The sequence below is a fragment of the Janthinobacterium aestuarii genome, from assembly GCF_051380835.1.
Lineage (GTDB): Bacteria > Pseudomonadota > Gammaproteobacteria > Burkholderiales > Burkholderiaceae_D > Janthinobacterium > Janthinobacterium aestuarii.
Genome location: NZ_JBNYXU010000003.1, coordinates 17943 through 44575, shown reverse-complemented (window position 1 = coordinate 44575; position 26633 = coordinate 17943). Strand labels below are relative to the sequence as shown.

The following is a 26633-nucleotide window of genomic DNA, read 5'->3' as shown; positions in this document are numbered from 1 at the left end:
GCGAGATTGGCACTTTTCGCGACTACCTTTTCAGCAATAATCCGCGTAACAGTAATTCCAATGCAGCCGTTCCTTTTATCAACCTCGCATTGCCTTCGTCGCCGTCTGCGATCCAGAACGCCGCTTCCGCCAGGCTGCCGTAGATCAGCGAAGCCAGCGCCTGCGGACAAGCGTCGGCCACGATGCCTTGATGCATCAGCTGCTGGATAAGACCTTGCATCGACTCAAGGCAATGGCGCTGCGAGTCCGGTGAAGCGCCGCCAAGGACCGCCCTCGCATCGCGCAAGACGATGCGCTGAATTTCCGGTTCCAGGGCCATCTCGAGATAGGCACGGCAGCGATGGCGAAAGCCTTCCCACAGGTCCCCTGCACTGTCGGAGATGGTCTGCAGGCGGCCATCCATTTCCGCATCGATTTGCTCCACCACCGCCAGCAGCAAGCCCTTCTTGTCGCCGAAGTGATGATACAGCGCACCACGCGTCAGCCCTGCCTGCGCGGTGAGGTCGTCCATGGACGTGTCGGCATAACCGCGCTCGCTGAACACTTTGCGGGCGGTGGCCAGCAACGACGCGCGGGTTTCTTCCATTTCCACACGGGTGCGGCGAACCATTGTTTTCTCCTTACATACGTAACGTACGATTGTTTACATTCACTGCGTATGTATATATACTTTATTCATACGCGATGTATGTATTATCGCTGCGGCGTGTTTCCGTTGCAAGCGGGGCACACCCGTTTTATCGCCTGATCACATGAAGGATATGCACCATGAGTACGTCTTCCTGCGCTGCCGCAGAAACTTCTGCCCGCCACCCGTGGCTGGCGGTCACCGCTGTCGGCATGGCCACCTTTTCAGTCGTGACGACGGAAATGCTCCCGGTCGGCCTGTTGACGCCGATTGCCGACACCCTCGGCACCTCCACGGGAACGGCCGGCCTGATGATCTCGCTGCCCGCATTGCTGGCGGCCTTGTTCGCGCCGCTGGTCGTGCTTGCATCGGGAAGCCTGGACAGGCGCAAGATTCTCTGTGGTTTGCTGACACTCCTGGTGATCGCAAACATTGCCTCGGCCGTGGCGCAAAACATGGCGTGGATGCTGGCGGCGCGTGTTCTCGTCGGTTTCTGCATGGGCGGCATCTGGGCCATCGCCGGCGGCCTCGCCTCCCGGCTGGTTCCTGCCCGCTCGGTTGGCCTGGCAACGTCGGTCATCTTCGGTGGCGTGGCGGCCGCTTCCGTGCTGGGCGTGCCGCTTGGCGCACACATCGGCGACCTTGCAGGATGGCGCTGGGCCTTCGGCTCTATGGCGCTGTTCAGCGGCCTGGTACTGGCGCTGCACTTGGCCGTCATTCCCGCCTTGCCCGCCGCCGCTTCGACGACCTTGCGCCAATTCGGCAAACAGCTGCGCAACAGGCAGTTGCAAGCGGGGCTGCTTCTGACCCTGCTGCTGGTGAGCAGCCATTTCATGGCCTTTACCTTCGTGCGCCCGCTACTGCTGTCCGTGTCGGGGTTCGACACGCAATGGCTGGGCGCACTGCTGTTTGCCTATGGCTTCGCCGGCATCATTGGAAACTTCCTGGCCGGTGTCGTCGCGGCGCGGCGCACGGCGACTACCATCATCGCCATCTCGGGCGGCCTGCTGCTCACGCCACTGCTGTTCCTCGCTATCGGCGGCTCCGGCATCGGTGGCGGCGTGGTGTTGCTGGCCTGGGGACTGGCCTACGGCGGCGTATCGGTCGGCCTGATGACCTTGATGATGAAGGCGGCGCCCGGGGCCGTGGAGATCGTCGCCGCGCTGTACGTGGGCGTCTTCAATATCGGCATTGCGCTCGGGGCGTGGACCGGTGGCCAAGCCGTCGACAAGCTGGGCCTCTCCGCCAACCTGTGGCTTGCCGCAGGCTTCGCCGCTGCCGCCTTGCTGCTGTCGTTTGGCATCAGCGTTGTTGGAGCCGACAAGCAGCCTGGCGCTGCGAGGGATTGACGGTGGCCGCCATCAGCCATACAAGTGCAGCAACACCTGCACGGCGACGATCTTGACGATGGTCATGCTGGGGAAAATCATCGCATAACCGAGGTTCGGCCGGTCCGACTTGGCCAGGCGGTTGGCAAACACCAGCACGGCCGGGTTGCCCGTGGCGCCGGCCGCGATGCCCAGCAGTTCGGGAAACGGCAGGCGCAGGAAGACCTTGCCGAGGATCACGACAAGCGCCACCACCACCAGCACCGTCACGGCACCGAGCGCCAGCATGGGCAAGCCGTCGGCGCCCACTTGCTGCACGAAGGGCAAGCCGGACGCCATGCCGACGGAGGCGAGGAATATCGTCAAGCCATAGTTGCGCATGACCAGATTGGCCGACAGCGGCAAGCGCCAGCTGATCTTGCCGACTCGGCCCAGGCGCCCCAGAATCAGCGCCATCACCAGCGGCCCGCCGGCCAGGCCCAGGCTGAACGAGCCTATCCACGGCAACGGAATCGGCACCAGCCCCAGCAGCACGCCCAATACCATGCCCATGCCCAGCGAGACATAGCTGAACTCGGCCGTGGCCGTGATGGAATTGCCGAACAGCTTGCGCACCTCGGCCGCATGTTTGGCCGGCGCAATGGCCATCACCCTGTCGCCAAACTCCAAGGTCAGGAATGGGTGGGGCAAAATCATGGCGTCGCCGCGACGAATGAACGCGATCTGCAGCGGGAAATCCTTCGCCAGATCCAGTTCGCCCAAGGGCACGCCGACGATTTCCGCGTCCGACACGAACACTTCCGTGCCGTCGAAATCGCTGCGGTCCTTCATCAAGCGGCCCGGGTCCAGGTGGCCCAGCGCCGTGCGCGCCGCTTCCACGCCAGCCACCGTGCCCGACACCATCAGCGCGTCGCCCACGCCAAGCACGAGGCCAGGATCAGGCAAGCGGTTCTGGTGGCCCTGGCGCACGCCGATCACTTGCACGCCAGCCAGCGGGCCATCGGCCAGTTCGGACAGGGCCGCGCCCGCCAGTTTGGCTGCATCGATGGTAATTTCGGACACGACGATGGGCGCCGGCGGCGGCGTCAGCACGGGCTTCAAGATGCGTCCGGCAAGGTACAGGCCCAGCATGGGGCCGACGACGCCGAACGGATACGCGACGGCATAGCCGACTGCCGCGTCGCCATTGCCGTGCGACGCTTCCAGCGCCGCCTGCAGGGCGGCCGTGCTGGTCATGGCGCCGGCAAACACGCCGCTGGCCATGCGCAGCGAGATATCGATCCACTGCCCACCCCAGATCGATACGGCCAGGCCGCCCATGACGGCGGCAAAGGCGATCAGATTGTGTTTCTGACCCGCGCCGCGCAGGCCGGCGAAAAACTGCACGCCGTACTGCACGCCGATGCCATACAGGAACAGCAGCAGGCCGATGGAGCCGACCATCGGCGGCGGCACGGAGCCGGGAGCAAAGGCGCCCAGCGCCAGCCCCGCGAACAGCACGCCGCCCACGCCCAGCGAAAAGCCGAACACGCTGATGCGCCCCAGCGCATAACCGGCGCCGATGACGAGGAACAGGGCGAGGATCGGCGTGGACTCCAGCGTGTGGCGAAATAATGGAAGCATCGAACAACCTTGGTCTGGGGAAGGCCCAGTTTAGCATGCACAAAAGCAACACGATGGCGATGATGACAAGCAAGCGTGCGCAGCTTTATGCCATAAAAACGGGCAAAAAAAAGCCCGCTGCGGGAGCGGGCTGAATCTAATTCCTGTGAGGAAGTAGAGGAGACAGGTGCATGATGCCGCATCGCAGCATATTCATCCAATTCTATGTTGTGATGATAGAAATTCGATTTATCAATATCTCATTGGGCCTGCCGCTGCGCCTCGCAACGAATCGCCTCGCGCACGGCTGGCCTATCGCCTATGCTGGCCAGCAGCGCCCTCACCTGCGGGAAAGCGCCGAGGTCGACTTTGGCGACCTCCGACCAGCTGAGGACGGTATACAAATACGCATCGGCCACCGTAAACGTGCCCCCCAACAAGTACTGCCCACCATCGCCCAGTTGCCGCTCCACATAGTCGAGGCGTGCGGCCAGGCGCGAGCGGGCCACGTCTTGCGCCTGCGCGCCGTACTCCGGATGAAACAGCCAGGGGCTGAACACCTTGTGCAGCTCGGTGGCAATGAAACCCAGCCACGATTGCAGCTGCACGCGCGCCATGGTGCCTGCCGGCGGCGCCAGGCCGCTGGCCGGCGCCAGGTCAGCCAGGTATTGCACGATGGCCGTGCCCTCCAGCAAGATCGTACCGTCGTCCAGCGCCAGCGCCGGCACGTACAGATTCGGATTGATGCGCGCATAATCGGCGCCGGTTTCCGTGATGCGCGGGATCTTCCGGATATCGACACGTTCCAGTTCCAGCGCAATGCCCGCCTCGATGGCCACGATATGCGGCGACAAAGAACACGTTCCCGTTGCGTAATACAGTTTCATGATGCCCTCCTCGAAAAAAGTTACACGGACGCGGGATCGAGCTTGTCCACGTCGATGCCGTATTTGGCGATGGCTTCGCCAATCTTGCTGCGCGGCAGCTGGCCCCCATCGGCCAGCGCCGTCAGCGCGGCCAGCACGATGAAATGGCGGTCCACTTCAAAGAAGGTGCGCAAGGATTCGCGCGTATCGGAGCGGCCGAAGCCATCCGTGCCCAAGGTGATGAAGCGCCGGTCATGCACAAACGGGCGCACCTGGTCGCCGACGATTTTCATGTAGTCGGTCGCCACCACCACGGGGCCGTGCCGGCCAGCCAGGCATTGCTCGATATACGGCACGCGCGGTTCGCTGTCCGGATGCAGCATGTTCCAGCGTTCCACGGCCAGGCCGTCGCGCCGCACTTCCGTCAGGCTGGTGGCGCTCCACACGTCGGCCGCCACGCCGAAATCCTGCTGCAGCAGCACGCTGGCGGCCAGCACCTCGCGCAGGATGGAACCGCTGCCCATCAGCTGCACGCGCGGCGTGGTTGCCGTGAGGGCTTCCGGGCTTTCCTGCAGCAGATACAGGCCCTGCAGGATGCCGGCCTCGGCCCCTGCCGGCATGGCCGGGTGCGGGTAGTTTTCGTTGAGCAAGGTGATGTAATAGAAAATATCTTCTTGCTCGGCAAACATGCGGCGCATGCCGTCGTGGATGATCACGGCCAGCTCATACGCGAACGTGGGGTCGTACGAAATGCAGTTGGGAATCACGGACGACAGCACGTGGCTGTGGCCATCGTCGTGCTGCAGGCCTTCCCCCATCAGTGTCGTGCGGCCTGACGTGGCGCCCAGCAAAAAGCCGCGCGTGCGGGCATCGGCCGCCGCCCACGCCAGGTCGCCCACGCGCTGCAGGCCGAACATCGAATAGAAGATGTAGAACGGGATGGTGGCCAGGCCATGGTTGCTGTACGACGTGCCGGCGGCGATCCAGGAAGAAATGGCACCCGATTCATTGATCCCTTCCTGCAATATCTGCCCATCCTTGGCTTCCTTGTAATAGCTGAGCTGCCCGGCGTCCTGCGGCGTGTACAGCTGGCCCAGGTAGGAATGGATGCCGATCTGGCGGAACAGGCCTTCCATGCCAAACGTGCGCGACTCGTCCGGCACGATGGGCACGATGATTTTGCTCAAGGCGGGATCTTTCAGCAAGGTACCGAGGATGCGCACGAAGGCCATGGTGGTGGACGCGCCCCGCTCGCCGCTATCGTTGAGCTGGGTGGCGAACGCGGACAGCGGCGGTATGGGCAAAGGCACGACCTTGCTGATGCGGGCGGGAATGTAGCCGCCCAGCTGCGCCCGGCGCGCGGCGAAATAGCGGCCTTCCTCGCTGTCCGGCGCCGGTTTCAGGTAGGGCATTTCTTCCAGCCGGGCGTCGCTGACGGGCAACGCGAAGCGGTCGCGGAACGCGCGCACGGCGTCGGCGCTCATCTTTTTCAGCTGATGGTTGATGTTCTGTCCTTCGCCCGCCTCGCCCATGCCGAAACCCTTGACGGTCTTGGCCAGGATCACGGTGGGACGGCCCGGTGTGCGCATCGCCTCGGCATACGCGGCGTGCACTTTTTCCGGGTCGTGGCCGCCGCGCGTCAGCTTCCAGATGTCGTCGTCCGACATGTGCGCCACCAGTGCCAGCAGTTCCGGATACTTGCCAAAGAAATGCTCGCGCACGTAAGCGCCATTCTGCGACTTGAAGGTCTGGTAATCACCGTCCACGCATTCCATCATGCGCTGGCGCAACAAGCCGCTCGTATCGCGCGCCAGCAAGGCATCCCAGCCGCTGCCCCAGATGACCTTGATCACATGCCAGCCCGCCGCACGGAACGTGCCCTCCAGTTCCTGGATGACCTTGCTGTTGCCGCGCACGGGGCCGTCAAGGCGCTGCAAGTTGCAGTTGACGACAAAGATCAGGTTATCGAGGCGCTCGCGTCCCCCCAGGGAAATGGCGGCCAGGGATTCGGGCTGGTCCATCTCGCCATCGCCGAGGAAGGCCCATACCTTGCGGCCCTGGTGCTCCTTCAAGCCACGGTACTCGAGGTAGCGCATGAAACGGGCCTGGTAGGCGGCCGTCAGCGGGCCCAGGCCCATGGAGACGGTGGGAAATTGCCAGAAGTCGGGCATCAGCCGGGGATGCGGATACGAGGATAAGCCCTCGCGCCCCGCTTCGCGGCGGTAATTGTCCAGCTGCGCTTCCGTGATACGCCCTTCCAGATAGGCGCGGCCATAGATGCCGGGCGCGGAATGGCCCTGGATGTAGACCAGGTCGCCGGCGAACTGGTCCGTGCGGCCACGGAAAAAGTGGTCGAAACCCACGTCGTACAGCACGGCCGCCGACTGGTAGGTGGCGATGTGGCCGCCCACGTTCGAGTGTTTGGCCGCGCGCAAGACCATCACCATCGCATTCCAGCGGATATACGCGTTCAGGCGGCGCTCGATGGCCAGGTCGCCCGGATACGCGCCCTGGCGTTCGGCGGCGATGCTGTTGGTATAGGCGGTGGTGACGCGGCCATGCATGCCGCCGTGCTGCGCGGAATCGGAATCGACGAGCTGGTCAAGCAAATAATGGGCGCGCGGGCGCCCTTCCACCGCGACGACGGCTTGCATCGCCTCCAGCCATTCTTTGGTTTCCTGCGGGTCGATATCGGGCACAGCAAGGGATATGGTCATGGCAGTCTCCTGGGTTGGGAATTCAAAACGCGAATAATTGCTTATGCAATCATTGCATTTGCAATCGTTACGGCGGCCATTGTATAGCGCTATAATTGCATTTGCAACCGTGATCGATCTGGAGGAATACCGATGTCTGAAACTGCGCCTGAAATTGGCTCGGCCCCTGCGCCCGACCTGTGGTTCGCGTTCGTGCGCACGCACCGTTTGATGATCCGCGAAATCGAGCGCCGCCTCGCCACCGCCGGCCTGCCCGTGTATGCGTGGTATGACGTGCTGTGGGGACTCGAAAGCGGACAGGACGGTTCGCGCCGCATGCATGAACTGGCCGACGCTCTGGCCATCGAGCGCTACAACCTGACCCGCCTGGTGGACAGGCTGGAAACGGACCGGCTGGTGACGCGCACGCGTTCGATGGAAGACGGGCGCGCCGCCTTCGTTTCCATCACGGAAGACGGGAAAATCCTGCGCAAGAAGATGTGGGCCGTCTACCAGGCCACGGTGGCCGACCTGTTCCTGGCGCAATTTGACAGCGGCGAGCAGCAGGACTTCAGCGCCGCCCTCGCGCGCGCCGCCGAGGCGGCACGCAACGCAGGTCAGGGCAAGGCTCAGAGCAAAGCGTAACGCCGCAGCGCGTACTCGACGAACTGCAGGGGCAGCGCGCCATCGTCGGCCAGGGCTTTCAAGGCGGTGACGGCCAGCCATGGCGCGCTGACCTCCATCATGGCGTCAGCGCCGACGGCGATGAAACGCCCGCGCACGTAGCCGCCGATCTGGCCCGCGATGTGCTGCCCATAGCCGGTGACGGCGATGACGGGCGCGGCACTGTCATCGAGGCAGCGCCGCACATGGGCCAGTCTCGGGACGGCGCGCGGATGACGCAGGTTCCACTGCTCCGCCGCCTGCGCATCGCGCGCCAGGCGCGTATAGCTGGGGCAACTCCACACTTGCGCGGCAATATCCCAGTCCTCCTTCAGCAAGCGTGCCGCTTCGGCAACGACGGCCAGCATCGTTCCCGCGCCGCACAGACGCATCCGGCATGGCGCCGGCCCCGGCGGCGACACGCGGTACATGCCCAGGCTGGCCGCTGCCGCATCGGCGTCCGACAAGGGCGCCGCCACCGCATCTTCGCCCGCATTTTCATCCGCACCTTCGTCCGCATCTTCGTCATGTATGGCCAGATAGTAATAGCCTGACTGCTGTTCCAGGTACAGCGTTTCCAGTGCCGAGCGCAGGATGGCGCGCACTTCCTCGCCCGTGGCCGGGTCGAACGGCGTGCAATTGTGCTGCGTGGCCAGCCAGGCGGGCAGCGCGGGCTGCACGCCTTTTGGCCAGCGAGAAGATTGCGTTTCCGCATCGCTGCAGACGATGCCACGCTCGCGCGCATCGACCAGCACGCCATTCAATGCCTGGAGCGAGGCGGGGCGGCACAGATACAGCAGCGGTTTGTCGGCGCCATAGCGCAGCGGCCAGGCACTGGCGGACGCCGTCACATTCCAGGCATCGCCAGGCCGGTGCGTCACTTCCGCGCGCACGACGCGGATGGCGTTCGCCGCGCCCGGGCCCGTCTGCAAGCTGCCCGCCATGGCGCCCAGCGCCCGGCGCGGCGACACCTGCCGCAACGGCAACGCCGGCGGTGCCGCCAGCACGGCCAGGCAGGCTTGGACGGCGTGGCGCGCCACGTCCAATGACTGTGGAGGGAATAAAGGGGAAGAATGCATGCAGGCTCCTGTCGCAACAATGCTTGCGTAAGGCAGATATTGCCTATACGATTGCAAATGCAACGATTGTAGTTGCAATCCTTTGCGCGTACAAGTGACGCGAGCCAAGCAAAATCCTGTCTTCGAGGTGAAAAATGACGCTGAACAATCCTGAAACCGTGCGCATGGCCTATGCCGTGAAACTGACGAATGCACAAGTCGAGGCGGCCAAGCGCCTGTATGCCGCGCATTTCGGCGTGACGGACAACCCGCAGGCGATGGCCGCCATCATCGCGGCGCTGGCGCGCAACTACAGTTCGGCTGTGGCGGCGAATGTGCTGTAGCGCACCACGCACGACGCGGGCAAAAACCGCGACGGAAGCGGGCCTAGCTCGTTCCAAAAATGACGCGTTTTCGATGCGATCTTTGTTCACGCGTCACCAGCACGCGGGCTTGCTCTACGGCCACGCAATCGTGCGGCGCAAACCCCGCTGGCACCGTTTCCGCATCGCGCGCGATGAGTTGCGGATCATTGATCACGTCATAATCGCCGCGCTTGAAAAGCAATTGCTCGATACCGGCGCCCCCTTCGGACATCGGTGTGACGACGATCAGCGACCAACGGCCTTCATCACCCAGAAATTTCTTTTGCTTCAGGAATGCGTTAACGCGGTCTGCATGAGGCACCGAGTCGCTCAGCTCGCTCTGATAAATTCCCATCGGGCACAACATCGTGCCGGGCGGCCACCCCATATCGGGCAGCGCTGCGACCGTGACCGGACGCAACTGGGCCAAATGGCGGTCAAACGGGTGCTTCTCCGCCGAACAGGCACCGAGCGCCATCAGCGCCAGCGTGCCGGCGACGCGAAACAAAGGCATCATCAACTTGTCTCCTTGCATGTTTATGTTTAAACAAGCTTATCTGAAGCGATAAGGCCATGGAAGCAGGCAAAAAAAAAGCCCGCTGCGGGAGCGGGCTGAATCTAATTCCTGTGAGGAAGTAGAGGAGACAGATGCATGATGCCGCATCGCAGCATATCAAGCCAATTGCATGTTGTGATGATAGAAATATGATTCATCAATATCTACCCCTGACAGTGGCCGTCAGGCGCTGGCCCGCGCGATCAGCTCGTAAGGCAGCGGCGCCAAGGCCGGTGGCGCGGCACCCTCGTCCACTTCGCCCAGGCGCTGCAGGATGGCTTGCGCGGCCAGGCGGCCGATGTCATAGCGGGGCACGCGTATCGTCGTCAGCGCCGGCATGAGTTTTTCCGAGAACGGGAAGTCGCCGAAGCCCGCCACCGCGCATTGCTCGGGAATGCGGATGCCGAGGCGCGCCGCTTCATAGATGGCGCCGGCAGCCATGTTGTCGTTGGCAAAAAACAGGGCGTCGGGACGCTCGGCACGCGCCATTTGCTCGCTGAACACTTGCCCGCCCGCATCGAGCGGCGCCGTCACCGACGCTTGCACGATTTCCGCACGCAAGCCCAGCTGCTGCATGGTTTCCTCATACCCCTGGGCCCGCTTGCGCGCGCGGAAATCGCTGCCGATGCCGCTGTCGACGTAGACGATGCGCCGGTAGCCTTGCCCGTGCAAGTACAAGGTCATGTCGCGCCCCGTGGCGATATGCGAAAAGCCGATCTGCGGATACGGCCGCTCGGGGCGGATATCCCACGTTTCGATGACGGGAATCTGCAAGCCCGCCAGCAAGGTTTCCGTGGCGGCACTGTGATCGGCGCCCGTCAGCACGAGCGCGCGCGGCGACCAGCCGAGAAAGGCGCGCACCACCTTCTCTTCCGTCTCGATCGAGTAATCGTGGGTGGCCAGGAGCAACTGGTAATTGTGCTGCGACAAGGTGGTCGACAAGCCCTGGATGGTTTCCGCAAAGATGGAGTTCGACACGCTGGGCACGATGGCGCCCACGATGCGGCCCTGGGTCGAGGCCAGGCCGCCGGCCGCCTCGTTGCGGATGTAGCCGAGATGGTCGATGGCGCTCTTGATACGGTCGCGCGTTTCCTGCGACACGCGGTCCGGTTCCTTGAAATAGCGCGACACGGAAATGGCCGAGGTCTGTGCCAATTTGGCCACATCGAACACGGTGCTGCGGCCGAGGCCGCGCCGCTTGCGTACTGGGTCGTTCATGGGTACTGCCTTCTCAAAAATCGGTAATCACCACGCATCATGCCATGGCCGCACGCACGGGGGATGCCGGCGTCATGCCGGTGCGCTACGGCTCATCGGCTGGGCCGCAGAAATTTCATCCTGGAAATTGGCGTCAATGAAATCATGCCGATAGTGTAAGGGCTTTGCGCCTGCACCCTGCATTAAATCTGTTGACAGCCCCGTGCGATTCAAATTATATTTCGCTGTACTTGCAATGTTAGCGCTAACAAAGGCGACAAGCAAGACCCGAGACAGCAGCACTGGAACGCCATACGCAGCGGGCCAGGCAACCAAAAAGGACACACATTGAACTCCGCTACCTCCCGCCGCACGCTGGAATCCCTGCGCAGCCAGCGCTGGCTGGCCCCAGACGACATGCGCTCGTTCGCCCACCGCCAGCGCCTGCAGCAGATGGGCTTGCGCCGCGAGGAATTCCTCGACCGCCCCGTCATCGCCATCATCAATACCTGGAGCGACCTGTCGCCGTGCCACTCGCACCTGCGCGAACGGGCCGAGGCCGTCAAGCGCGGCATCCTGCTGGCAGGCGGCTTCCCCGTCGAGCTGCCTGCCCTGTCGCTGGGCGAAGTGATGGTCAAGCCCACCACCATGATCTACCGCAACTTCCTCGCCATGGAAACGGAAGAACTGCTGCGCTCGCTGCCCATCGACGGCGCCGTGCTGCTCGGCGGCTGCGACAAGACCACGCCCGGCATGCTGATGGGCGCCATCAGCATGGACATCCCCGCCATCTTCTGCCCTGCCGGCCCCATGCTCAATGACCGCTACCGCGGCCAGAGCGTGGGCGCGGGCACGCACACCAAGAAATTCTGGGACGACTACGTGGCCGGCGACATCGCCAAGCCCGAGTGGATCAAGCTCGAAGCGAAGATGACGCGCTCGCCCGGCACCTGCAACACCATGGGCACGGCGTCCACCATGACGTCCATCGTCGAAGCGATGGGCTTTACCTTGCCGGGCGCCACCAGTATTCCCGCCATGGACGCCAATCACGTACGCATGGCCTCGCAATGCGGCGAGCGCATCGTCGGCATGGTGTGGGAAGACTTGAAGCCGTCGCGCTTCTTCACCCGCGCCGCGCTGTCGAATGGCGTGGCCGCCTACATGGCGCTCGGCGGCTCGACCAATGCGGCCATTCACCTGGTCGCCATCGCCGGGCGCGCCGGCCTGGCCCTGTCGCTCGATGAAATGGATGCGATGGCGCAAAAAGTCCCGGTCATCGCCAACCTCTTCCCGTCCGGCGACAAGCTGATGGAAGATTTCTTCTATGCGGGCGGCATGTCGGCCCTGCTCAAGGAAATCGCGCCGCAGCTGGACTTGACGGCCTTGACTGTCACGGGCCGCAGTCTGGGCGAAAACATCGCCGACGCCGTGTGCCTCGACGACAGCGTGATCCGCAAGGTGTCGCAGCCGGTGGCCGACGGCGCGGCGCTGGCCGTGCTGCGCGGCAACCTGTGCCCTGGCGGCGCCGTCATCAAGCCGTCGGCCGCCAATCCGAAATTCGCCAAGCACCGGGGCCGCGCCCTCGTGTTCGACTCGAACGCGGAGATGCTGGCGCACATCCACGCGCCGGACCTCGACATCGATGAAAACACGGTCCTGATCCTGCGCAACGGCGGCCCCATCGGCGCGCCCGGCATGCCGGAATGGGGCAATCTGCCCGTGCCGAAAAAGCTGCTGCAGCAAGGCATCCGCGACATGGTGCGCATCTCCGACGCGCGCATGAGCGGCACCCACTACGGCACCTGCGTATTGCACGTGACGCCGGAAGCGGCCGTGGGCGGTCCGCTGGCTTTGGTGCGCAACGGCGACATGATCGAACTCGACATCGCCGCGCGCAGCCTGAACATGGACGTGACGGACGAGGAACTGGCGCGCCGCCGCGCCGAATGGCAGGCGCCGGCGCAAAAATATGCGCGCGGCTACACCAAGCTGTACATGGAGCACGTGACGCAGGCCGACCAGGGCTGCGACCTGGACTTCTTGCTGGGCAACGCCGCCACGCCCGAGCCGCCAATCTTCTGACGCCGCCGTCTTCCCTACATATATATAGAGAGCAAAAAGTAAATATGGATATCCTGGACAACCGCTTCCGCGCCCTGCTGGCGGACAAAGCAGTACCGCTGGGCAGCTGGCTGATGGCCGGCACGCCCGTGACGGCCGAAGCCATGGGCTGCGCCGGCTTCGACTGGCTGGTGCTGGACATGGAACACGTGCCTATCGACTACCAGGACGCCTACCAGATCCTGCAGGCAGTGGGCGGCACGCCGGCCTGCCCCGTCGTGCGCCTGGCCTGGAACGACCTCGTGCAGATCAAGCGCGCGCTCGACATCGGCGCGCAAACCCTGATGTTCCCGTTCGTGGAAAACGCCGCTGAAGCGCGCAGCGCCGTGGCCGCCACCCGCTATCCGCAGCCGGGCCAGGCTATTTCCGGGACGCGCGGCTTTGCAGCCATGCACCGCGCCAGCCGCTATGGCACCGTGCCCGACTACGCCACCCGCGCCAACGGCGCCGTCTTCTCGATTATCCAGCTGGAAACGCCGGCCGCCCTGGCGCAGCTGGAAGAGATCGCCGCCATCGATGGCGTCGACGCCCTGTTCGTGGGACCCGGCGACCTGTCGGCAGCGATGGGCCATATCGGCAATATCGGCCATCCAGATGTCCAGGCGGCGATTGCCGACGCGGCCCGCCGCGCCCGCGCCATCGGCAAACCCATCGGCATTGTCGGCCCCTCGCCGGAAATGGTGCACACTTTCATCCATTACGGCTATGACTACGTGGCCATCGCCTCGGACATGGGCATGATGATGCGCCAGGCCAATGCCTTTATCACGGCCCTGAAACCGTCGCTGGCGAAAGCCCTCGACACGGGTGCCTACTAATCTATTTCTGTTGCAACGCACGTAGCGCGCTCAGACGCGTCATTCGCATCTTTTGGAGACAAGCATGTCAGGTGTAAAACTGGAAAAGGTCGTCAAGAAGTACGACAACGGCGTCGAAGTCATTCATGGCATCGACCTGGAAATCAAGCAAGGCGAATTCGTCGTCTTCGTGGGCCCTTCGGGTTGTGGAAAATCAACCCTGATGCGCATGGTCGCGGGGCTCGAGACCATCACGGGCGGCACCATCTCCATCGAGGGACAGGTCATCAACGACTTGCCGCCGCGCGAGCGCGACATCGCCATGGTGTTCCAGGACTATGCGCTGTATCCGCACAAGTCCGTGTTCGACAACCTGGGTTTTGGCTTGAAGCTGCGCAAGTTTCCGAAGGCGGAAATCGAACAGCGCGTGCGCGCCGCCGCCACCATCCTGAAAATCGACCACTTGCTCGACCGCAAGCCGCGCGCCCTGTCCGGTGGCCAGCGCCAGCGCGTGGCCATGGGCCGCGCCATCGTGCGCCAGGCCAAGCTGTTCCTGTTCGATGAACCGCTGTCGAACCTGGATGCCCTGCTGCGCTCGGAAATGCGCACGGAAATCAAGAAACTGCACCAGCGCATCGGCGCCACCACCATTTACGTCACGCATGACCAGGTCGAAGCGATGACCCTGGCCGAGCGCATCGTCGTGCTGTCCGGCGGCAACATCATGCAGGTCGGCACGCCGGACCAGATCTACAACGAACCCGTGTCGAAATTCGTCGCGGGATTCACGGGTTCGCCGCCGATGAACTTCCTCGGCGCCAAGGTGGCGCGCAACGGCGCCGGCCAGGCCGAGATTGTGCTGGGCGCAGCGCGCCTGGCCCTGCCGCCGGCACGCCAGGCCGCCTGCGGCAAGCTCGATGGCCGCGCCGTGGAATTCGGCATCCGCCCGGAAGACATCACGCTGGAAGCGGCCGGCAGCGCCAGCGCCGCCCTGGCCGCGACTGTCGTGGTGGTCGAACCGCTGGGCGCGGAAACGCTCGTCATCTTCCAGTGCGAAGGCGGCGAATTGACGGCGCGTTTGCCGCCCACGTTTGCCCTGGCGCCAGGGCAGCAAGTGACGGTGCAGTTGGACATGGAGAAATTCCATCTGTTCGATCCGCAGGGCGGCGCGGTACTGCCATCCCGATAAGCCGCGCACAAGCGGCATTCCCATACCAAAACAGGAGACAAACATCATGCGTATCAAATCCCTCGTCCTGGCGCTCGGCGCCACGTTCGTTCTTGCCACTGCGGCCCACGCGCAAACGGTGAAGGTTTTCGTCGGCGGCCAGGAGCGCCCCGAAGTCATGCGCGAACTGTTCACCAAGTTCATGGCGGCCAATCCCGGCGTCAAGATCGACCTGGAAACGGGCGGCGCCACGTCCGAGCTGCAGCAGAAATACCTGAACACCGTGCTGTCGGCCGGCGACACCACCCTGGACGTCTTCCTGATCGACATCATCCGCCCGGCCCAGTACGCGTCGGCCGGCTGGATCGAAAGCCTGGACAAATACCTGGGCGCCGACCGCGACAAGATCATGGGCCAGTACCTGCCCGCCTACAAGCAAGCGAATATGGTCGACAACAAGGTCGTGGCCCTGCCCGCCTTTGCCGACGCCATGTTCCTCTACTACCGCAAGGACTTGCTCGCCAAGTACAAGCTGGCGGCGCCGAAAACCTGGGATGAGCTGGCCACCGTGGCGCGCACCATCCAGTCCGGCGAAAAGAATCCGGAATTGCAAGGCATCAGCTTCCAGGGCAAGGCCATCGAAGGCGCCGTCTGCACCTTTTTGCTGCCGTACTGGAGCCAGGGCGGCGAACTGGTCACCAACGGCAAGCTGACCCTGGACAAGCCCAAGGCGGAAGCGGGCCTGGCCATGTGGCGCAAGCTGGTCGACCAGGGCGTGGCGAAAAAGAACATCGCCGAAGTGGCCACCGACGATACGCGCAAGGAATTCCAGGCCGGCAACGTCTTGTTTGCCGTCAACTGGGGTTATGCCTGGAATCACTTCCAGGATGGCGCCGACAGCAGCGTGAAAGATAAAGTCGGCGTCGTCAGCCTGCCGGCCATGGCGGGCGGCAAAACTGCCTCGTGCATCGGCGGCTGGCAATGGGCCGTGTCCTCGTTCTCGAAGAACAAGGAAGCGTCGGCCAAGCTGGTGCGCTGGCTGTCGAGCCCGGAAGTGTCGAAGCAGCTGGCCATCAAGGCCTCCAACCTGCCCGTCTACCCGTCCGTCTACCAGGACAAGGAAGTGCTGGCCGCCAATGGCTGGTTCGCCGATGCCCTGCCGGTGGTGCAAAGCGCCCGTTCGCGCCCCGTCACGCCGCGCTACAGCGAAGTGTCCGAAGCCGTGCGCGTCAATACAAATGCCGTGATGGCGGGCGTGAAAACGCCGGCGGCCGGCGTGGCCGAGATCGAAAACCGGGTCAAGCGCATCCTGCGCTAACCGGCATGCGCCCGTGCCGCCACGACGGCGGCCCGAGCGGCACACGCATACGCACACCGCAACAGACGAGGAAATCATGAGGCAACGCACCCTGAAAAGCCGCATCACGGACCCCAGCGAAACGACGCTGGCCTGGGTCCTGCTGACGCCGGCGATTCTGTTTTTACTGCTGATCGTGGCCTACCCGGTCAGCAAACTGATCTACAACAGCTTTTTCGACATCCGCCTGTCCGGCGGCAGCCTGCCCAGTTTCGTGGGCCTGGACAACTACAAGATGGCGCTGGAAGACAGCCTGTTCTGGAAGTCGCTGAAAAACACCATCATCATTACCGTCGTCACCGTGCCGGGCGCGCTGGTGGCGGGCCTGGGCTTGGCCATGCTGGCCAACATGCCGTTCAAGTACCGCTGGCCCGTGCGCCTGGCGCTGCTGCTGCCGTGGGCACTGCCGCTGGCTTTCGTCGGCCTGATCTTCGCCTGGTTCTTCCACAGCGAATACGGCCTGGTGAACGACATCATCCGCCGCATCGACCTGCTGATCCCCGGCCTGGGCTGGGAACCGCAAATCTGGTTCAACTCGCCCGCGCTGACGATGGCCGCCATCTGCATCACGACCATCTGGAAAACCTCGTCGTTCATGGCCCTGATTTTGCTGGCCGGCCTGCAAACGATCCCCGCCTCGCTGTATGAAGCGGCCGAAGTGGACGGCGCCAGCAAGTGGAAGCAATTTACGGAAGTGACGCTGCCGCTGCTGGTGCCATCGATGCTGGTGGCGCTGATCTTCCGCACGCTGACGGCCATCCAGTCCTTCGATATTCCGTACAACATGCCTGGCCCTGGCGACGAAACCAAGACCCTGGCCATGTATATCCAGTCCAATACGGTGGACTACCTTGACGTGGGCTACGGCTCGACCCTGGCGGTGTTCATGTTCCTGCTGTCGATGGCCACCACGTTCGTATATCTGAAATATGTAAGAGGAGACAAAGAATGAGCGGCCTGTTTTCATCGAAGCGCCTGCGCTGGTTCGCCGCCGCGATCGTCATCCTCAACGGCGTCTTCCCCGCCCTGTGGATTTTGTTTACCTCGCTGAAAACCGAGAGCGAGCTGACGCAAAAGCCGATCACCTACTGGCCGCACGAACCGACCATCGGCAATTTCATCTCGGCCTTCCAGGACCAGCCGCTGCTGACGTTCCTGACCAACAGCCTGATCGTGGCCGGCCTGTCGACTCTGCTCAGCCTGTTCATCAGCGCGCTGGCCGCGTATGCGATCGCCCGCTTGCGCCTGCGTTTCCGTGGCCTGATCCTGACAGCCATCATCGGCGTGTCGATGTTCCCGCTGGTGACCCTGATGGTGCCGCTGTTCGAAATCATGCGCAGCCTGGGCTTGCTCAATTCCTACTGGGCGCTCGTGCTGCCGTACACGGTGCTGAACCTGCCCATCTGCACGCTGATGATGGTGAGCTTTTTCCAGGATATCCCGCGCGACATCGAAAACGCGGCCATGCTCGACGGCTGCACCCGCCTGAGCGCCCTGTGGCGCATCGTGCTGCCGCTGGCCGCGCCTGGCGTGGCGACGGCCGCCATCCTCGCGTTCGTCAATTCCTGGGACGAGTTCCTGCTGGCGCTGTCGATGAATTCGGCCGTGGCTTACCGCACCCTGCCCGTCGGCATCCAGCTGTACCAGGGCGAGTTCGCCTTCCCGTGGCCGATCATTTCGGCGGCGCTGGTAGTGGCTATCGTGCCCATCGTCGTGCTGATCGTGATCTTCCAGGAAAAGGTCGTCAGCGGCCTGACCTCGGGCGGCTTGAAGGGCTGAGGCTGAAAATGAACCACCAGCCTCCCTTCACCCTCGCGCATGGCGACTGCCACGCCGACGTTCACCCGGCTACGGGTGGCGCGCTGACGGCGCTCCGCTGGCGCGGGCGCGACATCCTGCGCGCCGCGCCCAGCTGTGCCAGTGCCAATGTGCGGCAGATGGCCTGCTATCCCTTGGCGCCGTATTCGAACCGCATCGGCAACGCCGTGCTGCAAGCCGATGGCCACGCGCATGCGCTACGCGCCAACTTCCCGCCCGAGCCGCACAGCATCCACGGCTTCGGCTGGCAGCGCGCCTGGCACGTGGCGGCGCGAACAAGCGACAGCGCCGAACTGCTGCTCGTGCATGGCGGCGACGCCGACTGGCCGTTCGCCTGCACGGTGCAGCAAACCGTGCTGCTCGACGAAGCCGGCCTGCGCCTGACTTTATCGGTGCGCAATGACGACGCGCGCGCCATGCCCGCCGGCCTGGGTTTTCACCCCTACTTCCCGCTGGCCCCTGGCCTGCGCCTGCAGGCGCAGTGGGATGGCGTGTGGAACATGGGCGACGACCACTTGCCGGCCGGTCTCGCGCCCGTGGCGCAGGCGTCGCCATTCGCCACGCCGCAGCCGGTGGCCGGCTGGCAGGCGGACAATTGCTACAGCGGCTGGACGGGCCGCGCCAGCCTCGATTACGGCGATTATGCCGTGCACCTGTCGGCCAGCGACAATTGCGGCCACCTCGTCTGCTTCGCGCCGAACGATGAGCGCAGTTTCATCGCCATCGAACCCGTCACGCACGCGAATAACGCGTTTGCGCTGGCCGCGCGCGGCGCGCAGGGCACGGGCATGCGCTTGCTGGCGCACGGCGAGAGCCTGCACATCGCCATGCGCCTGGCAATCGAGGAGAAACAGCATGCGTGAATGGCAAGCCGAACTCGTGCTCGATGCGCGCGCCCAGCTGGGCGAATGCCCGCTGTGGAGCGTGGCCGAGCAGTGTCTGTACTGGATCGACATCGCCGGGCGCCGTTTGCACCGCTACGATCCGGCGACAAACCTCGATCGTGTCTGGTGGGTGCCGTGCGAGCCGGGCTGCATCGCCCTGGCTGAAAAGGGCGGCCTGGTGGCGGCCCTGCGCGACGGTTTCTACCGTTTTTATCCGCAGGAAGGCTTGCTCGACAAGCTGGCCGATGCACCGTACGACAGCCGCGACATGCGTTTCAACGATGGCCGCTGCGACAGCGCCGGGCGGTTCTGGGCCGGCGCCATGTACGAGCCGCGCACGGCGGAACTGGCCGCCATGTTTTGCCTGGAACGGGGCGCCACGCGCCTGGGCTGGGGGCCGCAACAGGATCTTGGCGTCAAAGTCAGCAACGGCCTGGCCTTCGCGGCCGACGGGAAATCCCTGTTCCAGTCCGACACGCCGAACCACGTGATCTACCGTTTCGCGTTTGACGCGGCCAGCGGCCAGGTGGGCGAGCGCCAGCTGTTCGCGCGCCTTCCCGTCAAGGGCGAAGAAGCCGTGTACGGCGGCCGCCCCGATGGCGCGGCCATCGACGCGGAAGGCTGCTACTGGAGCGCGCAGTACGAAGGCGGCCGGGTGCTGCGCTTTTCGCCGCAGGGCGAGATCATCGGCATCGTGCACGTGCCCGTCGCGCGCCCCACCATGATCGCCTTTGGCGGCGCCGACCTGCGCACCCTGTACATCACCAGCGCGCGCGAAGGCGCAAGCGACGATGAACTGGCGCGCCAGCCGCAGGCCGGCGGCCTGTTTGCCGTGCGCCTGGACGTGGCCGGCCGCCCCGAACCCCTTTACCGGGATTGATACCCCACAATTTGCCCCCGAGGACAGCATGAACGCCAACATCACTCTCTACCCCAGCCTGCAGGACCGCGTGGTCTTCGTCTCCGGCGGCGGCTCCGGCATCGGCGCTGCGCTCGTCGAACACTTCGCCCTGCAAGGCGCGCAAGTGGCTTTTTGCGACATCGACCGCGACGCCAGCGCCGCCCTGGCCGCGCGCCTCGCGCCTCTGTGCCGCCATGCGCCCTATTTTGTGTACAGCGACATCCGCGACATCGCCGCCTACCAGGCCAGCCTGGCCGACATCGAAGCGCGTTTCGGCGCCATCCGCGTGCTGCTCAATAACGCGGGCCGCGACGACCGCCACAGCCTGGCAGAACTGACGCCCGAGTACTGGGACAACTGCCTGGCCCTGAACCTCAAGCACCATGTGTTCGCCATCCAGCAGGTGGCACCCGGCATGGCGGCCGCCGGGGGCGGCTCCATCATCAACCTCGGCTCGATTTCATGGATGCGCGGGCGCCCCAACCTGGTCGGCTACACCACGTCCAAGGCCGGCATCGCGGGCCTGTCGCGCACCCTGGCGCGCGAACTGGGCGAACAGAATATCCGCGTCAACGCCATCGCCCCGGGCGCCATCGTCACCGACCGCCAGGCCGCCCTGTGGCGCGATCCCGAGGAAGACCGGCGTTTCATCGAACTGCAATGCCTGAAATACCGGCTTGATGCGGGCCACGTGGCCCGCACGGCCCTGTTCCTGGCGGCCGACGATTCGGACGGCATCACGGGCCAGAACATCATCGTCGACGCGGGCCTCGCGCAAGTATCTGTAGCGGGTTAAGCCGCATCACCCATCCAAGGAGAACCCTCATGTTGAACCTGCAAGACGCAAGCCTGTTGAAACAACAATGTCTGATCGACGGCGTCTGGTGCGATGCCGATGACGGCGCCACCATCGATGTCACCAACCCGGCCACGGGCGCAGTCATCGCCACCGTGCCGCGCATGGGCGCGTTGGAGACGCGGCGCGCCATCGCCGCCTCGCACGCGGCCTTCAGGCTGTGGCGCAAGCAGACGGTGAAGGCGCGCGCCACGGTGCTGCGCGCCTGGCATGCCCTGATTGTGCAGCACGCGGACGACCTGGCGCTGATCCTCACCAGCGAGCAAGGCAAGTCGCTGGCGGAAGCGAAGGGCGAGATCGTCTCGAACGCGGCCTACCTGGAATGGTTTGCCGAGGAAGGCAAGCGCGCGTATGGCGACGTGATCGCGCCGCCGTCGAACGACAAGCGCATCGTCGTCATCAAGCAGCCGATCGGCGTGTGCGCGGCCATCACGCCGTGGAATTTCCCGAATGGCATGATCACGCGCAAGGCCGGCCCTGCCCTGGCGGCCGGCTGCGCCATGGTCCTGAAACCGGCGTCGCAAACGCCGCTATCGGCCCTGGCCCTGGGCGAACTGGCGCTGCGCGCCGGCGTGCCGCCCGGCGTCTTCAATGTGGTGACGGGCGCGGCGCAGGCGATCGGCACGGAACTGTGCCACAACGACCTGGTGCGCAAGATCACGTTTACGGGATCGACGGAAGTGGGCGCCTGGCTGTCGCGCGAAGCGGCCGGCACGATCAAGAAGCTGTCGCTGGAACTGGGCGGCAACGCACCCTTCATCGTCTTCGAGGACGCCGACATCGACGCGGCCGTCGAAGGCGTGCTGATGTCGAAATACCGCAACAGCGGCCAGACCTGCGTGTGCGCCAACCGCATCTACGTGCAGGACAGCATCTACGACGACTTCGCCGCTCGCCTGGTGGCCAAGGTGGCCGAGCTGAAACTGGGCAATGGCCTGGACGCTGGCGTGACGCAAGGCCCGCTGATCGATGAAAACGCCGTGCGCAAGATCGAGCAGCATATCGCCGACGCGCTGGCCAAGGGCGGCAAGCTGGCCATCGGCGGCAAGCGCCACGCGCTGGGCGGCAGCTTTTTCGAGCCCAGCGTGGTATTGGAAGCGAACAGCGACATGCTGGTCGCCACCGAGGAAACCTTCGCCCCGCTGGCGCCCCTGTTCCGCTTCGGCAGCGAAGACGAAGTCGTCGCCATGGCCAACGCCACGCAATTCGGCCTGGCCGGTTATTTCTACAGCCGCGACCTGGGCAGGGTCTGGCGCGTGGCGGAAGAACTGGAAGTGGGCATGGTCGGCATCAACACGGGCATGATCGCCAATGAAATGGCGCCGTTCGGCGGCGTCAAGCATTCGGGCATGGGCCGCGAAGGCTCGCATTACGGCATGGACGACTTTCTCGATATCAAATATTTATGCATGGGAGGGATTTGATTATTTAATGTAGGCAAGGCAGGGATCAGCAACAATACACCTATAAAAACACAGGAGACAGGATCATGCAAACGACGTTACGCAAGACCACATTGGCCGCGGCCATCACGGGCACCCTTTTCTCGGCGTCATTTGTTAGCGCTAACGCGCGCGCCGACGAACTGAGCGACATGAAAGCCATGCTGGCCCAGTTGCAGGACCGGGTGGCGCAGATGGAAGCGAAGGCGGCCCAACCTGCACCTGCGGCGGCACCTGCCGCAGCCATGGCAGCAGCGCCAGCGGCGGCATCCGTGAAACCCGTCACCGGCTTCAACTGGAAGCTGTACGGCCGCGGCGACATCGGCTATACGGTCTCGCGCGGCAAGGATGCCAGCGGGCGCCAGTTGACGAACCACCGCCTGAACCAGGGCGAGATGGCCAGCCGCCTGGGCCTGACGGGCGCCTGGGTCTTCAGCGATGAATACAAGGCCATCTTCGGCGTCGAGACGGGTCTCAACCTGTTCAACGGCAACGCGGGCGGCGGCACGCAAAACAACACCACCTCGTCCGTGCTGTTCAACCGCGGTTCCACCGTCGGCTTTGCATCGACCACCTGGGGCTCGATCGAAGGCGGCACCATGTACATGGCGCCGTTCTGGGTGTCGCTGGGGGCCGACCTGGCGTCGGCGCACAACTACGGCGCCAACGACTTCAGCGCCCTGTTCTCGCTCACGCGCCCCGAATCCCTGGGCCGCTACCTGAAAGACCCCGTGACGGGCAACGCCAGCAAGACGACTAGCCTGGCCGGCAACAACTCGGGCACGGCCCTGTTCTACGGCAATGCGCTGCGCTACCGCAGCCCCACCTGGAACAACGTCTCGGCCGAGGTATCGTATTCGGCCGGCCAGCAGGCGTCTTCCGCCACCGACCTGGAAAACGATGGCCGCAGCTGGGCCGCCAACGTGCTGTACAAAAAGGGCGATCTGTTCCTCGGCTATGCGCACATGGATTACCAGCAGAGCAACGACATCAGTACGGCCGGCACGCCGAATTTCATCAAGCGCAACCAGGTGACGGATATCGTCGGCGCGCGCTACAAGTGGCACGATTTTACTTTGGGCGGTTCCTACACGTCCTACCGGGTGTCGAACGCGGGCGGCTATGCGGCCGACGCCTTCGGCGTGTCGGGTGCGTACGACATCGGCAAGCACCGCATCGAGGGCAGCCTGGCGCACATCAGCTATGACGGCGCCAACGCCAGGGGCGCGTTCGGCGCGAACACGGGCGATGGCGTGGGCAAGCCGAAGTCGACCGCGTACTCGCTGGGCTACCTGTACAACTTCCAGCCTACCCTGTCGTTCTATGCCTATGCCACGCGCATCGCCAACAACAGCCACGCCAAGCTGGGCGTATTGCAGTTCCGGGGGGACAATAACTACTTCGGCTACAGCCCCGTCGAGCTGACCGCCGGCATGTTCCTCGTCTTTTAATGAATACTTAATTGTTGATGCACCGCCGGCCCGCCGCATGCCCCGCCATGCGGCGGCCGGTTTTCACAGGAGTTGATCGTCATGCAGTACACACTACACCAGGAAAATGACAGCGTCGCCCTGCGCTGCGCCGGCCGCTTGCTGCTGCGCCACAGCGTCGATGCGCCATGCGTGTTCGTCGGCCAAGGCCGCGAAAGCATGGAAATGTACCGAGGTAATTTCGAGATCGAGGATTACGTCGAGGAGCGCAATGCCCTGCGTGCGCTGACCGTCACGCAGGAGGACGACGCCGCCACCCTGAGCTTTGCGCGCCATGCGGGCGAAGCACCGCAACTGGTGCTGGCCGTGCAATCGCAGCCGCATGGCGTGCACCTGGTGGTGCGCTACGCGGCGCCGGGCTGGAACCGGCTGTGGCTGCGCCTGCCCGCAGAACAGGACGAACATGTGTGGGGCTGCGGCGAGCAGATGTCGTACTTCGACCTGCGCGGGCGCCACTTCCCCCTGTGGACGTCGGAGCCGGGCGTGGGCCGCGACAAGTCGACGCATCTGACGTGGCAAGCGGACGTGACGTCCAAGTCGGGCGGCGACTACTACCACACGAATTATCCGCAACCGAGCTTCATCTCGTCGCAGCGCTATTGCCTGCATGCGGAAACGACGGCGTATGCGGACTTCGATTTCCGCCAGCCGGATTTCCACGAATTGCAATTCTGGGCCATGCCAGAGCGCCTGGAATTCATGCTGGCCGACACCTTCGTCGACCTGGTGGGCGTCGTCTCGCAGCGCTTCGGCCGCCAGCCGCAATTGCCGGCATGGCTACAGAATGGCGCCATGCTGGGACTGAAAGGCGGCGAGGAGCACGCGCGCGCCATCCTCGCGCAGGCGCAGGAACACGGCTTGCCCGTCAGCGCCCTGTGGTGCGAAGACTGGGTCGGCTTGCGCCAGACCTCGTTCGGCAAACGCTTGTTCTGGGACTGGCGCTGGCAGCCGCAGCGCTACCCTGACCTGAAGAACTGGATCGCCGACCTGGGCAAACAGGACATCCGCTTCCTCGGCTACGTCAATCCTTACCTGTGCAACGATGGCACCTTGTACCAGGAAGCGCTGCAGCAGGGCTTTTTGGCGACCGCCATGGATGGCGGCGCCTACCTGGTCGACTTCGGCGAATTCGATTGCGGCGTCGTCGACTTCACCAATCCGGCGGCCGCGCTGTGGTTCGAGGAACGCATCCTGCGCCAGGAAATGCTCGATTTCGGCCTGTCCGGCTGGATGGCCGATTTCGGCGAATACCTGCCGATCGACCTGCGCCTGCACAATGGCGCCGACGCGCGCCTGATGCACAACGCGTGGCCGACCTTGTGGGCCGAAGTCAATGCGCGCGCCATCGAACGGGCCGGCAAGACGGGCGACGCCACTTTCTTCATGCGCGCCGGCTACACGGGCGTGCAGGCGCACTGCCCGCTGCTGTGGGCGGGCGACCAGTCGGTCGACTTCAGCCGACACGACGGCTTGCAGACGGTGATCTGCGGCGCCCTGTCGTCTGGCCTCCTGGGCAATGCCTACCACCACAGCGACATCGGCGGCTATACGAGCTTGTTCGGCAACCTGCGCACGGCCGAGCTGTTCCAGCGCTGGACGGAGATGGCCGTGTTTACATCGATGATGCGCACGCACGAAGGCAACCGTCCCGACGAAAACTTCCAGTTCTACCAGGATGAAGAGGTATTTCGCCACTTTGCCCGCATGACGCGGCTGCACGTGGCGCTGGCGCCGACCATCCGCGCCTTGGCCGAAGACGCCGTGGCGCGCGGCCTGCCGCTGCAACGCCCGCTGTTCCTGCACTATGAACACGACCGCGCCACCTACGCCATCCAGGACCAGTACCTGTTCGGCCCCGACCTGCTGGTGGCGCCCGTGCATGCGGCCGGCGCCGCGCGCTGGAGCGCCTACCTGCCGCAGGGCGACGCCTGGATCCACCTGTGGAGCGGCGCCGTGTTCGAAGGCGGCCAGCGCGTGGAAGTCGGCGCGCCGCTGGGCCAGCCGCCCGTCTTCGTGCGGCACGGCTGCGCGCAGCAAGACTTCTTCCTGTCGCTGGCGAAATGAGCCTGGCATGAGCGTGGCGTCGCACTTGCTGTTCCTGGCCTGCGTGGCGCTGGCCAGCGTGGCGCAGAACCTGACGGGCTTTGCGTTTGGCCTGATCCTGCTGGGCCTGACGGCCGTGCTGCACCTGGCCAGCCTGGGCGACGTCGCCAACGTGGTCAGCGTGCTGGTGCTGGTGAATGCCGCCATCACGTTTGGCCGCACGCGCCCGCAGCTGGCCTGGCCCGTGTTCGGCCCCTCGCTGGCCGTCAGCCAGCTGGGCGTGGGCGCGGGCGTGGCCCTGCTGGGCTGGTTCAGCGCGCAGCAAGTGAGCGTGCTGCGCTTCCTGCTCGGCTGCGCCATCGTCGTCTGCGCCTTCATGCTGGTGCTGCGCGCCAGCGCGCGGGCGCGGCAGTCAAGCCTGCCCGCGTTTCTGTTCTTCAGCGGCGTGTCCGGCGTGATGGGCGGCCTGTTCGCCAGCGCCGGCCCGCCCATGGTGTACCACCTGTACCGCCAGCCATGGCCGGCCGACATGATCCGCCATTCGCTGATCGTGCTGTTTGCCGCGAATGCCGTGCTGCGCCTGGCCCTCGTGCTGGCGCACGGCCAGTTCAGCATGACGGCATTCTGGCTGACGCTCGAGGCCTTGCCGCTGGTGATGGGCCTGACGTGGCTGGCGCGCCGCCACCCTTCGCGCCTGCCCATCGAACAGGTGCGCCGCGCCGTCTTCGTGCTGCTGCTGATCGCCGGCCTGGCCCTGGTGCTGCCGCCCGTGCTGTCGCTGCTTGCCTGAGGCG

General features: G+C 64.5%; 24 protein-coding genes. 17 read left to right on the top strand and 7 right to left on the bottom strand.

Translation table 11 applies throughout. The features are described from left to right. Positions 1-22: 22 nt before the first annotated feature. Complete coding sequence (locus ACQ4WO_RS09745) at positions 23-610, bottom strand: TetR/AcrR family transcriptional regulator (RefSeq protein ID WP_436481218.1); 588 nt, start codon at positions 608-610, stop codon at positions 23-25. A 158-nt stretch (positions 611-768) separates the two neighbouring features. On the opposite strand from ACQ4WO_RS09745, the gene ACQ4WO_RS09740 reads away from it, so the two are divergent. Continuing rightward, positions 769-1977: an MFS transporter gene (locus tag ACQ4WO_RS09740; protein ID WP_436481217.1), complete on the top strand. Its 1209-nt coding sequence runs from the start codon at positions 769-771 to the stop codon at positions 1975-1977. A gap of 12 nt (positions 1978-1989) precedes the next feature. On the opposite strand, the gene ACQ4WO_RS09735 is transcribed toward ACQ4WO_RS09740, so the two are convergent. Beyond that, positions 1990-3579: an aspartate:alanine exchanger family transporter gene (locus tag ACQ4WO_RS09735; RefSeq protein ID WP_436481216.1), complete on the bottom strand. Its 1590-nt coding sequence runs from the start codon at positions 3577-3579 to the stop codon at positions 1990-1992. Here ACQ4WO_RS09735 and ACQ4WO_RS09730 point away from each other — a divergent pair. Next, positions 3570-3713: a hypothetical protein gene (locus tag ACQ4WO_RS09730; RefSeq protein ID WP_436481215.1), complete on the top strand. Its 144-nt coding sequence runs from the start codon at positions 3570-3572 to the stop codon at positions 3711-3713. The genes ACQ4WO_RS09735 and ACQ4WO_RS09730 overlap by 10 nt on opposite strands. 105 nt (positions 3714-3818) lie before the next feature. On the opposite strand, the gene gstA is transcribed toward ACQ4WO_RS09730, so the two are convergent. Further along, on the bottom strand, positions 3819-4445 hold the full coding sequence (gene gstA, locus ACQ4WO_RS09725) for a glutathione transferase GstA (RefSeq protein WP_436481214.1): 627 nt from the start codon (positions 4443-4445) through the stop codon (positions 3819-3821). 20 nt (positions 4446-4465) lie between these two features. Further along, positions 4466-7141: a pyruvate dehydrogenase (acetyl-transferring), homodimeric type gene (gene aceE / locus ACQ4WO_RS09720; protein ID WP_436481213.1), complete on the bottom strand. Its 2676-nt coding sequence runs from the start codon at positions 7139-7141 to the stop codon at positions 4466-4468. Between the two features lie 132 nt (positions 7142-7273). Between aceE and ACQ4WO_RS09715 the strand changes: the two genes are divergently transcribed. After that, positions 7274-7765, top strand: coding sequence for a MarR family winged helix-turn-helix transcriptional regulator (locus ACQ4WO_RS09715; RefSeq protein WP_436481212.1), 492 nt, complete (start codon positions 7274-7276; stop codon positions 7763-7765). Here ACQ4WO_RS09715 and ACQ4WO_RS09710 read toward each other — a convergent pair. Then, entirely contained in the window at positions 7750-8862 is a 1113-nt protein-coding gene (locus ACQ4WO_RS09710; RefSeq protein ID WP_436481211.1) for a transketolase-like TK C-terminal-containing protein, read from the bottom strand. The two genes, ACQ4WO_RS09715 and ACQ4WO_RS09710, sit on opposite strands and share 16 nt — an antisense overlap. 134 nt (positions 8863-8996) lie before the next feature. Here ACQ4WO_RS09710 and ACQ4WO_RS09705 point away from each other — a divergent pair, with 134 nt between their 5' ends. Continuing rightward, entirely contained in the window at positions 8997-9185 is a 189-nt protein-coding gene (locus tag ACQ4WO_RS09705; RefSeq protein WP_436481210.1) for a hypothetical protein, read from the top strand. A 43-nt stretch (positions 9186-9228) separates the two neighbouring features. Here ACQ4WO_RS09705 and ACQ4WO_RS09700 read toward each other — a convergent pair whose 3' ends face one another. Together ACQ4WO_RS09700 and ACQ4WO_RS09695 are read right to left on the bottom strand one after the other, a co-directional pair. Next, on the bottom strand, positions 9229-9723 hold the full coding sequence (locus tag ACQ4WO_RS09700; protein ID WP_436481209.1) for a hypothetical protein: 495 nt from the start codon (positions 9721-9723) through the stop codon (positions 9229-9231). Positions 9724-9945: 222 nt separating this feature from the next. Then, complete coding sequence (locus ACQ4WO_RS09695) at positions 9946-10980, bottom strand: LacI family DNA-binding transcriptional regulator (protein ID WP_436481208.1); 1035 nt, start codon at positions 10978-10980, stop codon at positions 9946-9948. Positions 10981-11376: 396 nt separating this feature from the next. Between ACQ4WO_RS09695 and araD the strand changes: the two genes are divergently transcribed. The 13 genes from araD (at position 11377) to ACQ4WO_RS09630 (ending at position 26629) form a co-directional block, all read left to right on the top strand. Next, the gene (gene araD / locus ACQ4WO_RS09690; protein WP_436481684.1) at positions 11377-13044 is read left to right on the top strand and encodes an L-arabinonate dehydratase; all 1668 of its coding nucleotides are present in this window, start codon (positions 11377-11379) and stop codon (positions 13042-13044) included. 44 nt (positions 13045-13088) lie between these two features. Then, complete coding sequence (locus tag ACQ4WO_RS09685; protein WP_436481207.1) at positions 13089-13901, top strand: HpcH/HpaI aldolase family protein; 813 nt, start codon at positions 13089-13091, stop codon at positions 13899-13901. Positions 13902-13965: 64 nt separating this feature from the next. Further along, the gene (locus ACQ4WO_RS09680) at positions 13966-15069 is read left to right on the top strand and encodes an ABC transporter ATP-binding protein (RefSeq protein ID WP_436481206.1); all 1104 of its coding nucleotides are present in this window, start codon (positions 13966-13968) and stop codon (positions 15067-15069) included. A 46-nt stretch (positions 15070-15115) separates the two neighbouring features. After that, the gene (locus tag ACQ4WO_RS09675; RefSeq protein WP_436481205.1) at positions 15116-16366 is read left to right on the top strand and encodes an ABC transporter substrate-binding protein; all 1251 of its coding nucleotides are present in this window, start codon (positions 15116-15118) and stop codon (positions 16364-16366) included. A gap of 76 nt (positions 16367-16442) precedes the next feature. Then, positions 16443-17357 carry a carbohydrate ABC transporter permease gene (locus ACQ4WO_RS09670; RefSeq protein WP_139089627.1) on the top strand — a complete coding sequence of 305 codons (915 nt, stop codon included), beginning with the start codon at positions 16443-16445 and terminating at the stop codon, positions 17355-17357. Beyond that, on the top strand, positions 17354-18184 hold the full coding sequence (locus ACQ4WO_RS09665) for a carbohydrate ABC transporter permease (protein ID WP_034755232.1): 831 nt from the start codon (positions 17354-17356) through the stop codon (positions 18182-18184). Before ACQ4WO_RS09670 ends, ACQ4WO_RS09665 begins: the two co-directional genes overlap by 4 nt. Positions 18185-18192: 8 nt before the next feature. After that, complete coding sequence (locus tag ACQ4WO_RS09660; protein WP_436481204.1) at positions 18193-19086, top strand: aldose 1-epimerase; 894 nt, start codon at positions 18193-18195, stop codon at positions 19084-19086. Next, complete coding sequence (locus ACQ4WO_RS09655) at positions 19079-19987, top strand: SMP-30/gluconolactonase/LRE family protein (RefSeq protein ID WP_436481203.1); 909 nt, start codon at positions 19079-19081, stop codon at positions 19985-19987. The genes ACQ4WO_RS09660 and ACQ4WO_RS09655 overlap by 8 nt, the downstream gene beginning before the upstream one ends. Before the next feature lie 28 nt (positions 19988-20015). Next, a complete protein-coding gene (locus tag ACQ4WO_RS09650) occupies positions 20016-20804 on the top strand; it encodes an SDR family NAD(P)-dependent oxidoreductase (RefSeq protein WP_436481202.1) in 789 nt (262 codons plus the stop codon). Between the two features lie 29 nt (positions 20805-20833). Then, positions 20834-22288 (top strand): NAD-dependent succinate-semialdehyde dehydrogenase, encoded by a 1455-nt coding sequence (locus ACQ4WO_RS09645; protein ID WP_436481201.1) that lies wholly within the window; start codon positions 20834-20836, stop codon positions 22286-22288. 65 nt (positions 22289-22353) lie between these two features. Continuing rightward, positions 22354-23757 carry a porin gene (locus ACQ4WO_RS09640; RefSeq protein ID WP_436481200.1) on the top strand — a complete coding sequence of 468 codons (1404 nt, stop codon included), beginning with the start codon at positions 22354-22356 and terminating at the stop codon, positions 23755-23757. A gap of 81 nt (positions 23758-23838) precedes the next feature. Continuing rightward, on the top strand, positions 23839-25860 hold the full coding sequence (locus ACQ4WO_RS09635; protein ID WP_436481199.1) for an alpha-glucosidase: 2022 nt from the start codon (positions 23839-23841) through the stop codon (positions 25858-25860). Positions 25861-25867: 7 nt separating this feature from the next. Continuing rightward, positions 25868-26629 carry a TSUP family transporter gene (locus ACQ4WO_RS09630; protein ID WP_436481198.1) on the top strand — a complete coding sequence of 254 codons (762 nt, stop codon included), beginning with the start codon at positions 25868-25870 and terminating at the stop codon, positions 26627-26629. The last annotated feature ends 4 nt before the right edge of the window (positions 26630-26633 follow it).

Bases quoted from the DNA above. Each gene is read 5' to 3' on its own strand.
- ACQ4WO_RS09710 (WP_436481211.1), bottom strand. From the start codon at position 8,862: ATGCATTCTTCCCCTTTATTCCCTCCACAGTCATTGGACGTGGCGCGC.
- ACQ4WO_RS09660 (WP_436481204.1), top strand. From the start codon at position 18,193: ATGAACCACCAGCCTCCCTTCACCCTCGCGCATGGCGACTGCCACGCC.
- ACQ4WO_RS09730 (WP_436481215.1), top strand. From the start codon at position 3,570: ATGGAAGCATCGAACAACCTTGGTCTGGGGAAGGCCCAGTTTAGCATG.
- ACQ4WO_RS09655 (WP_436481203.1), top strand. From the start codon at position 19,079: ATGCGTGAATGGCAAGCCGAACTCGTGCTCGATGCGCGCGCCCAGCTG.
- ACQ4WO_RS09715 (WP_436481212.1), top strand. From the start codon at position 7,274: ATGTCTGAAACTGCGCCTGAAATTGGCTCGGCCCCTGCGCCCGACCTG.
- ACQ4WO_RS09740 (WP_436481217.1), top strand. From the start codon at position 769: ATGAGTACGTCTTCCTGCGCTGCCGCAGAAACTTCTGCCCGCCACCCG.
- araD (WP_436481684.1), top strand. From the start codon at position 11,377: ATGCGCTCGTTCGCCCACCGCCAGCGCCTGCAGCAGATGGGCTTGCGC.
- ACQ4WO_RS09705 (WP_436481210.1), top strand. From the start codon at position 8,997: ATGACGCTGAACAATCCTGAAACCGTGCGCATGGCCTATGCCGTGAAA.
- ACQ4WO_RS09645 (WP_436481201.1), top strand. From the start codon at position 20,834: ATGTTGAACCTGCAAGACGCAAGCCTGTTGAAACAACAATGTCTGATC.
- ACQ4WO_RS09630 (WP_436481198.1), top strand. From the start codon at position 25,868: ATGAGCGTGGCGTCGCACTTGCTGTTCCTGGCCTGCGTGGCGCTGGCC.
- ACQ4WO_RS09665 (WP_034755232.1), top strand. From the start codon at position 17,354: ATGAGCGGCCTGTTTTCATCGAAGCGCCTGCGCTGGTTCGCCGCCGCG.
- ACQ4WO_RS09700 (WP_436481209.1), bottom strand. From the start codon at position 9,723: ATGATGCCTTTGTTTCGCGTCGCCGGCACGCTGGCGCTGATGGCGCTC.
- ACQ4WO_RS09670 (WP_139089627.1), top strand. From the start codon at position 16,443: ATGAGGCAACGCACCCTGAAAAGCCGCATCACGGACCCCAGCGAAACG.
- aceE (WP_436481213.1), bottom strand. From the start codon at position 7,141: ATGACCATATCCCTTGCTGTGCCCGATATCGACCCGCAGGAAACCAAA.
- ACQ4WO_RS09650 (WP_436481202.1), top strand. From the start codon at position 20,016: ATGAACGCCAACATCACTCTCTACCCCAGCCTGCAGGACCGCGTGGTC.
- ACQ4WO_RS09680 (WP_436481206.1), top strand. From the start codon at position 13,966: ATGTCAGGTGTAAAACTGGAAAAGGTCGTCAAGAAGTACGACAACGGC.
- ACQ4WO_RS09745 (WP_436481218.1), bottom strand. From the start codon at position 610: ATGGTTCGCCGCACCCGTGTGGAAATGGAAGAAACCCGCGCGTCGTTG.
- ACQ4WO_RS09695 (WP_436481208.1), bottom strand. From the start codon at position 10,980: ATGAACGACCCAGTACGCAAGCGGCGCGGCCTCGGCCGCAGCACCGTG.
- ACQ4WO_RS09685 (WP_436481207.1), top strand. From the start codon at position 13,089: ATGGATATCCTGGACAACCGCTTCCGCGCCCTGCTGGCGGACAAAGCA.
- ACQ4WO_RS09735 (WP_436481216.1), bottom strand. From the start codon at position 3,579: ATGCTTCCATTATTTCGCCACACGCTGGAGTCCACGCCGATCCTCGCC.
- ACQ4WO_RS09640 (WP_436481200.1), top strand. From the start codon at position 22,354: ATGCAAACGACGTTACGCAAGACCACATTGGCCGCGGCCATCACGGGC.
- ACQ4WO_RS09635 (WP_436481199.1), top strand. From the start codon at position 23,839: ATGCAGTACACACTACACCAGGAAAATGACAGCGTCGCCCTGCGCTGC.
- ACQ4WO_RS09675 (WP_436481205.1), top strand. From the start codon at position 15,116: ATGCGTATCAAATCCCTCGTCCTGGCGCTCGGCGCCACGTTCGTTCTT.
- gstA (WP_436481214.1), bottom strand. From the start codon at position 4,445: ATGAAACTGTATTACGCAACGGGAACGTGTTCTTTGTCGCCGCATATC.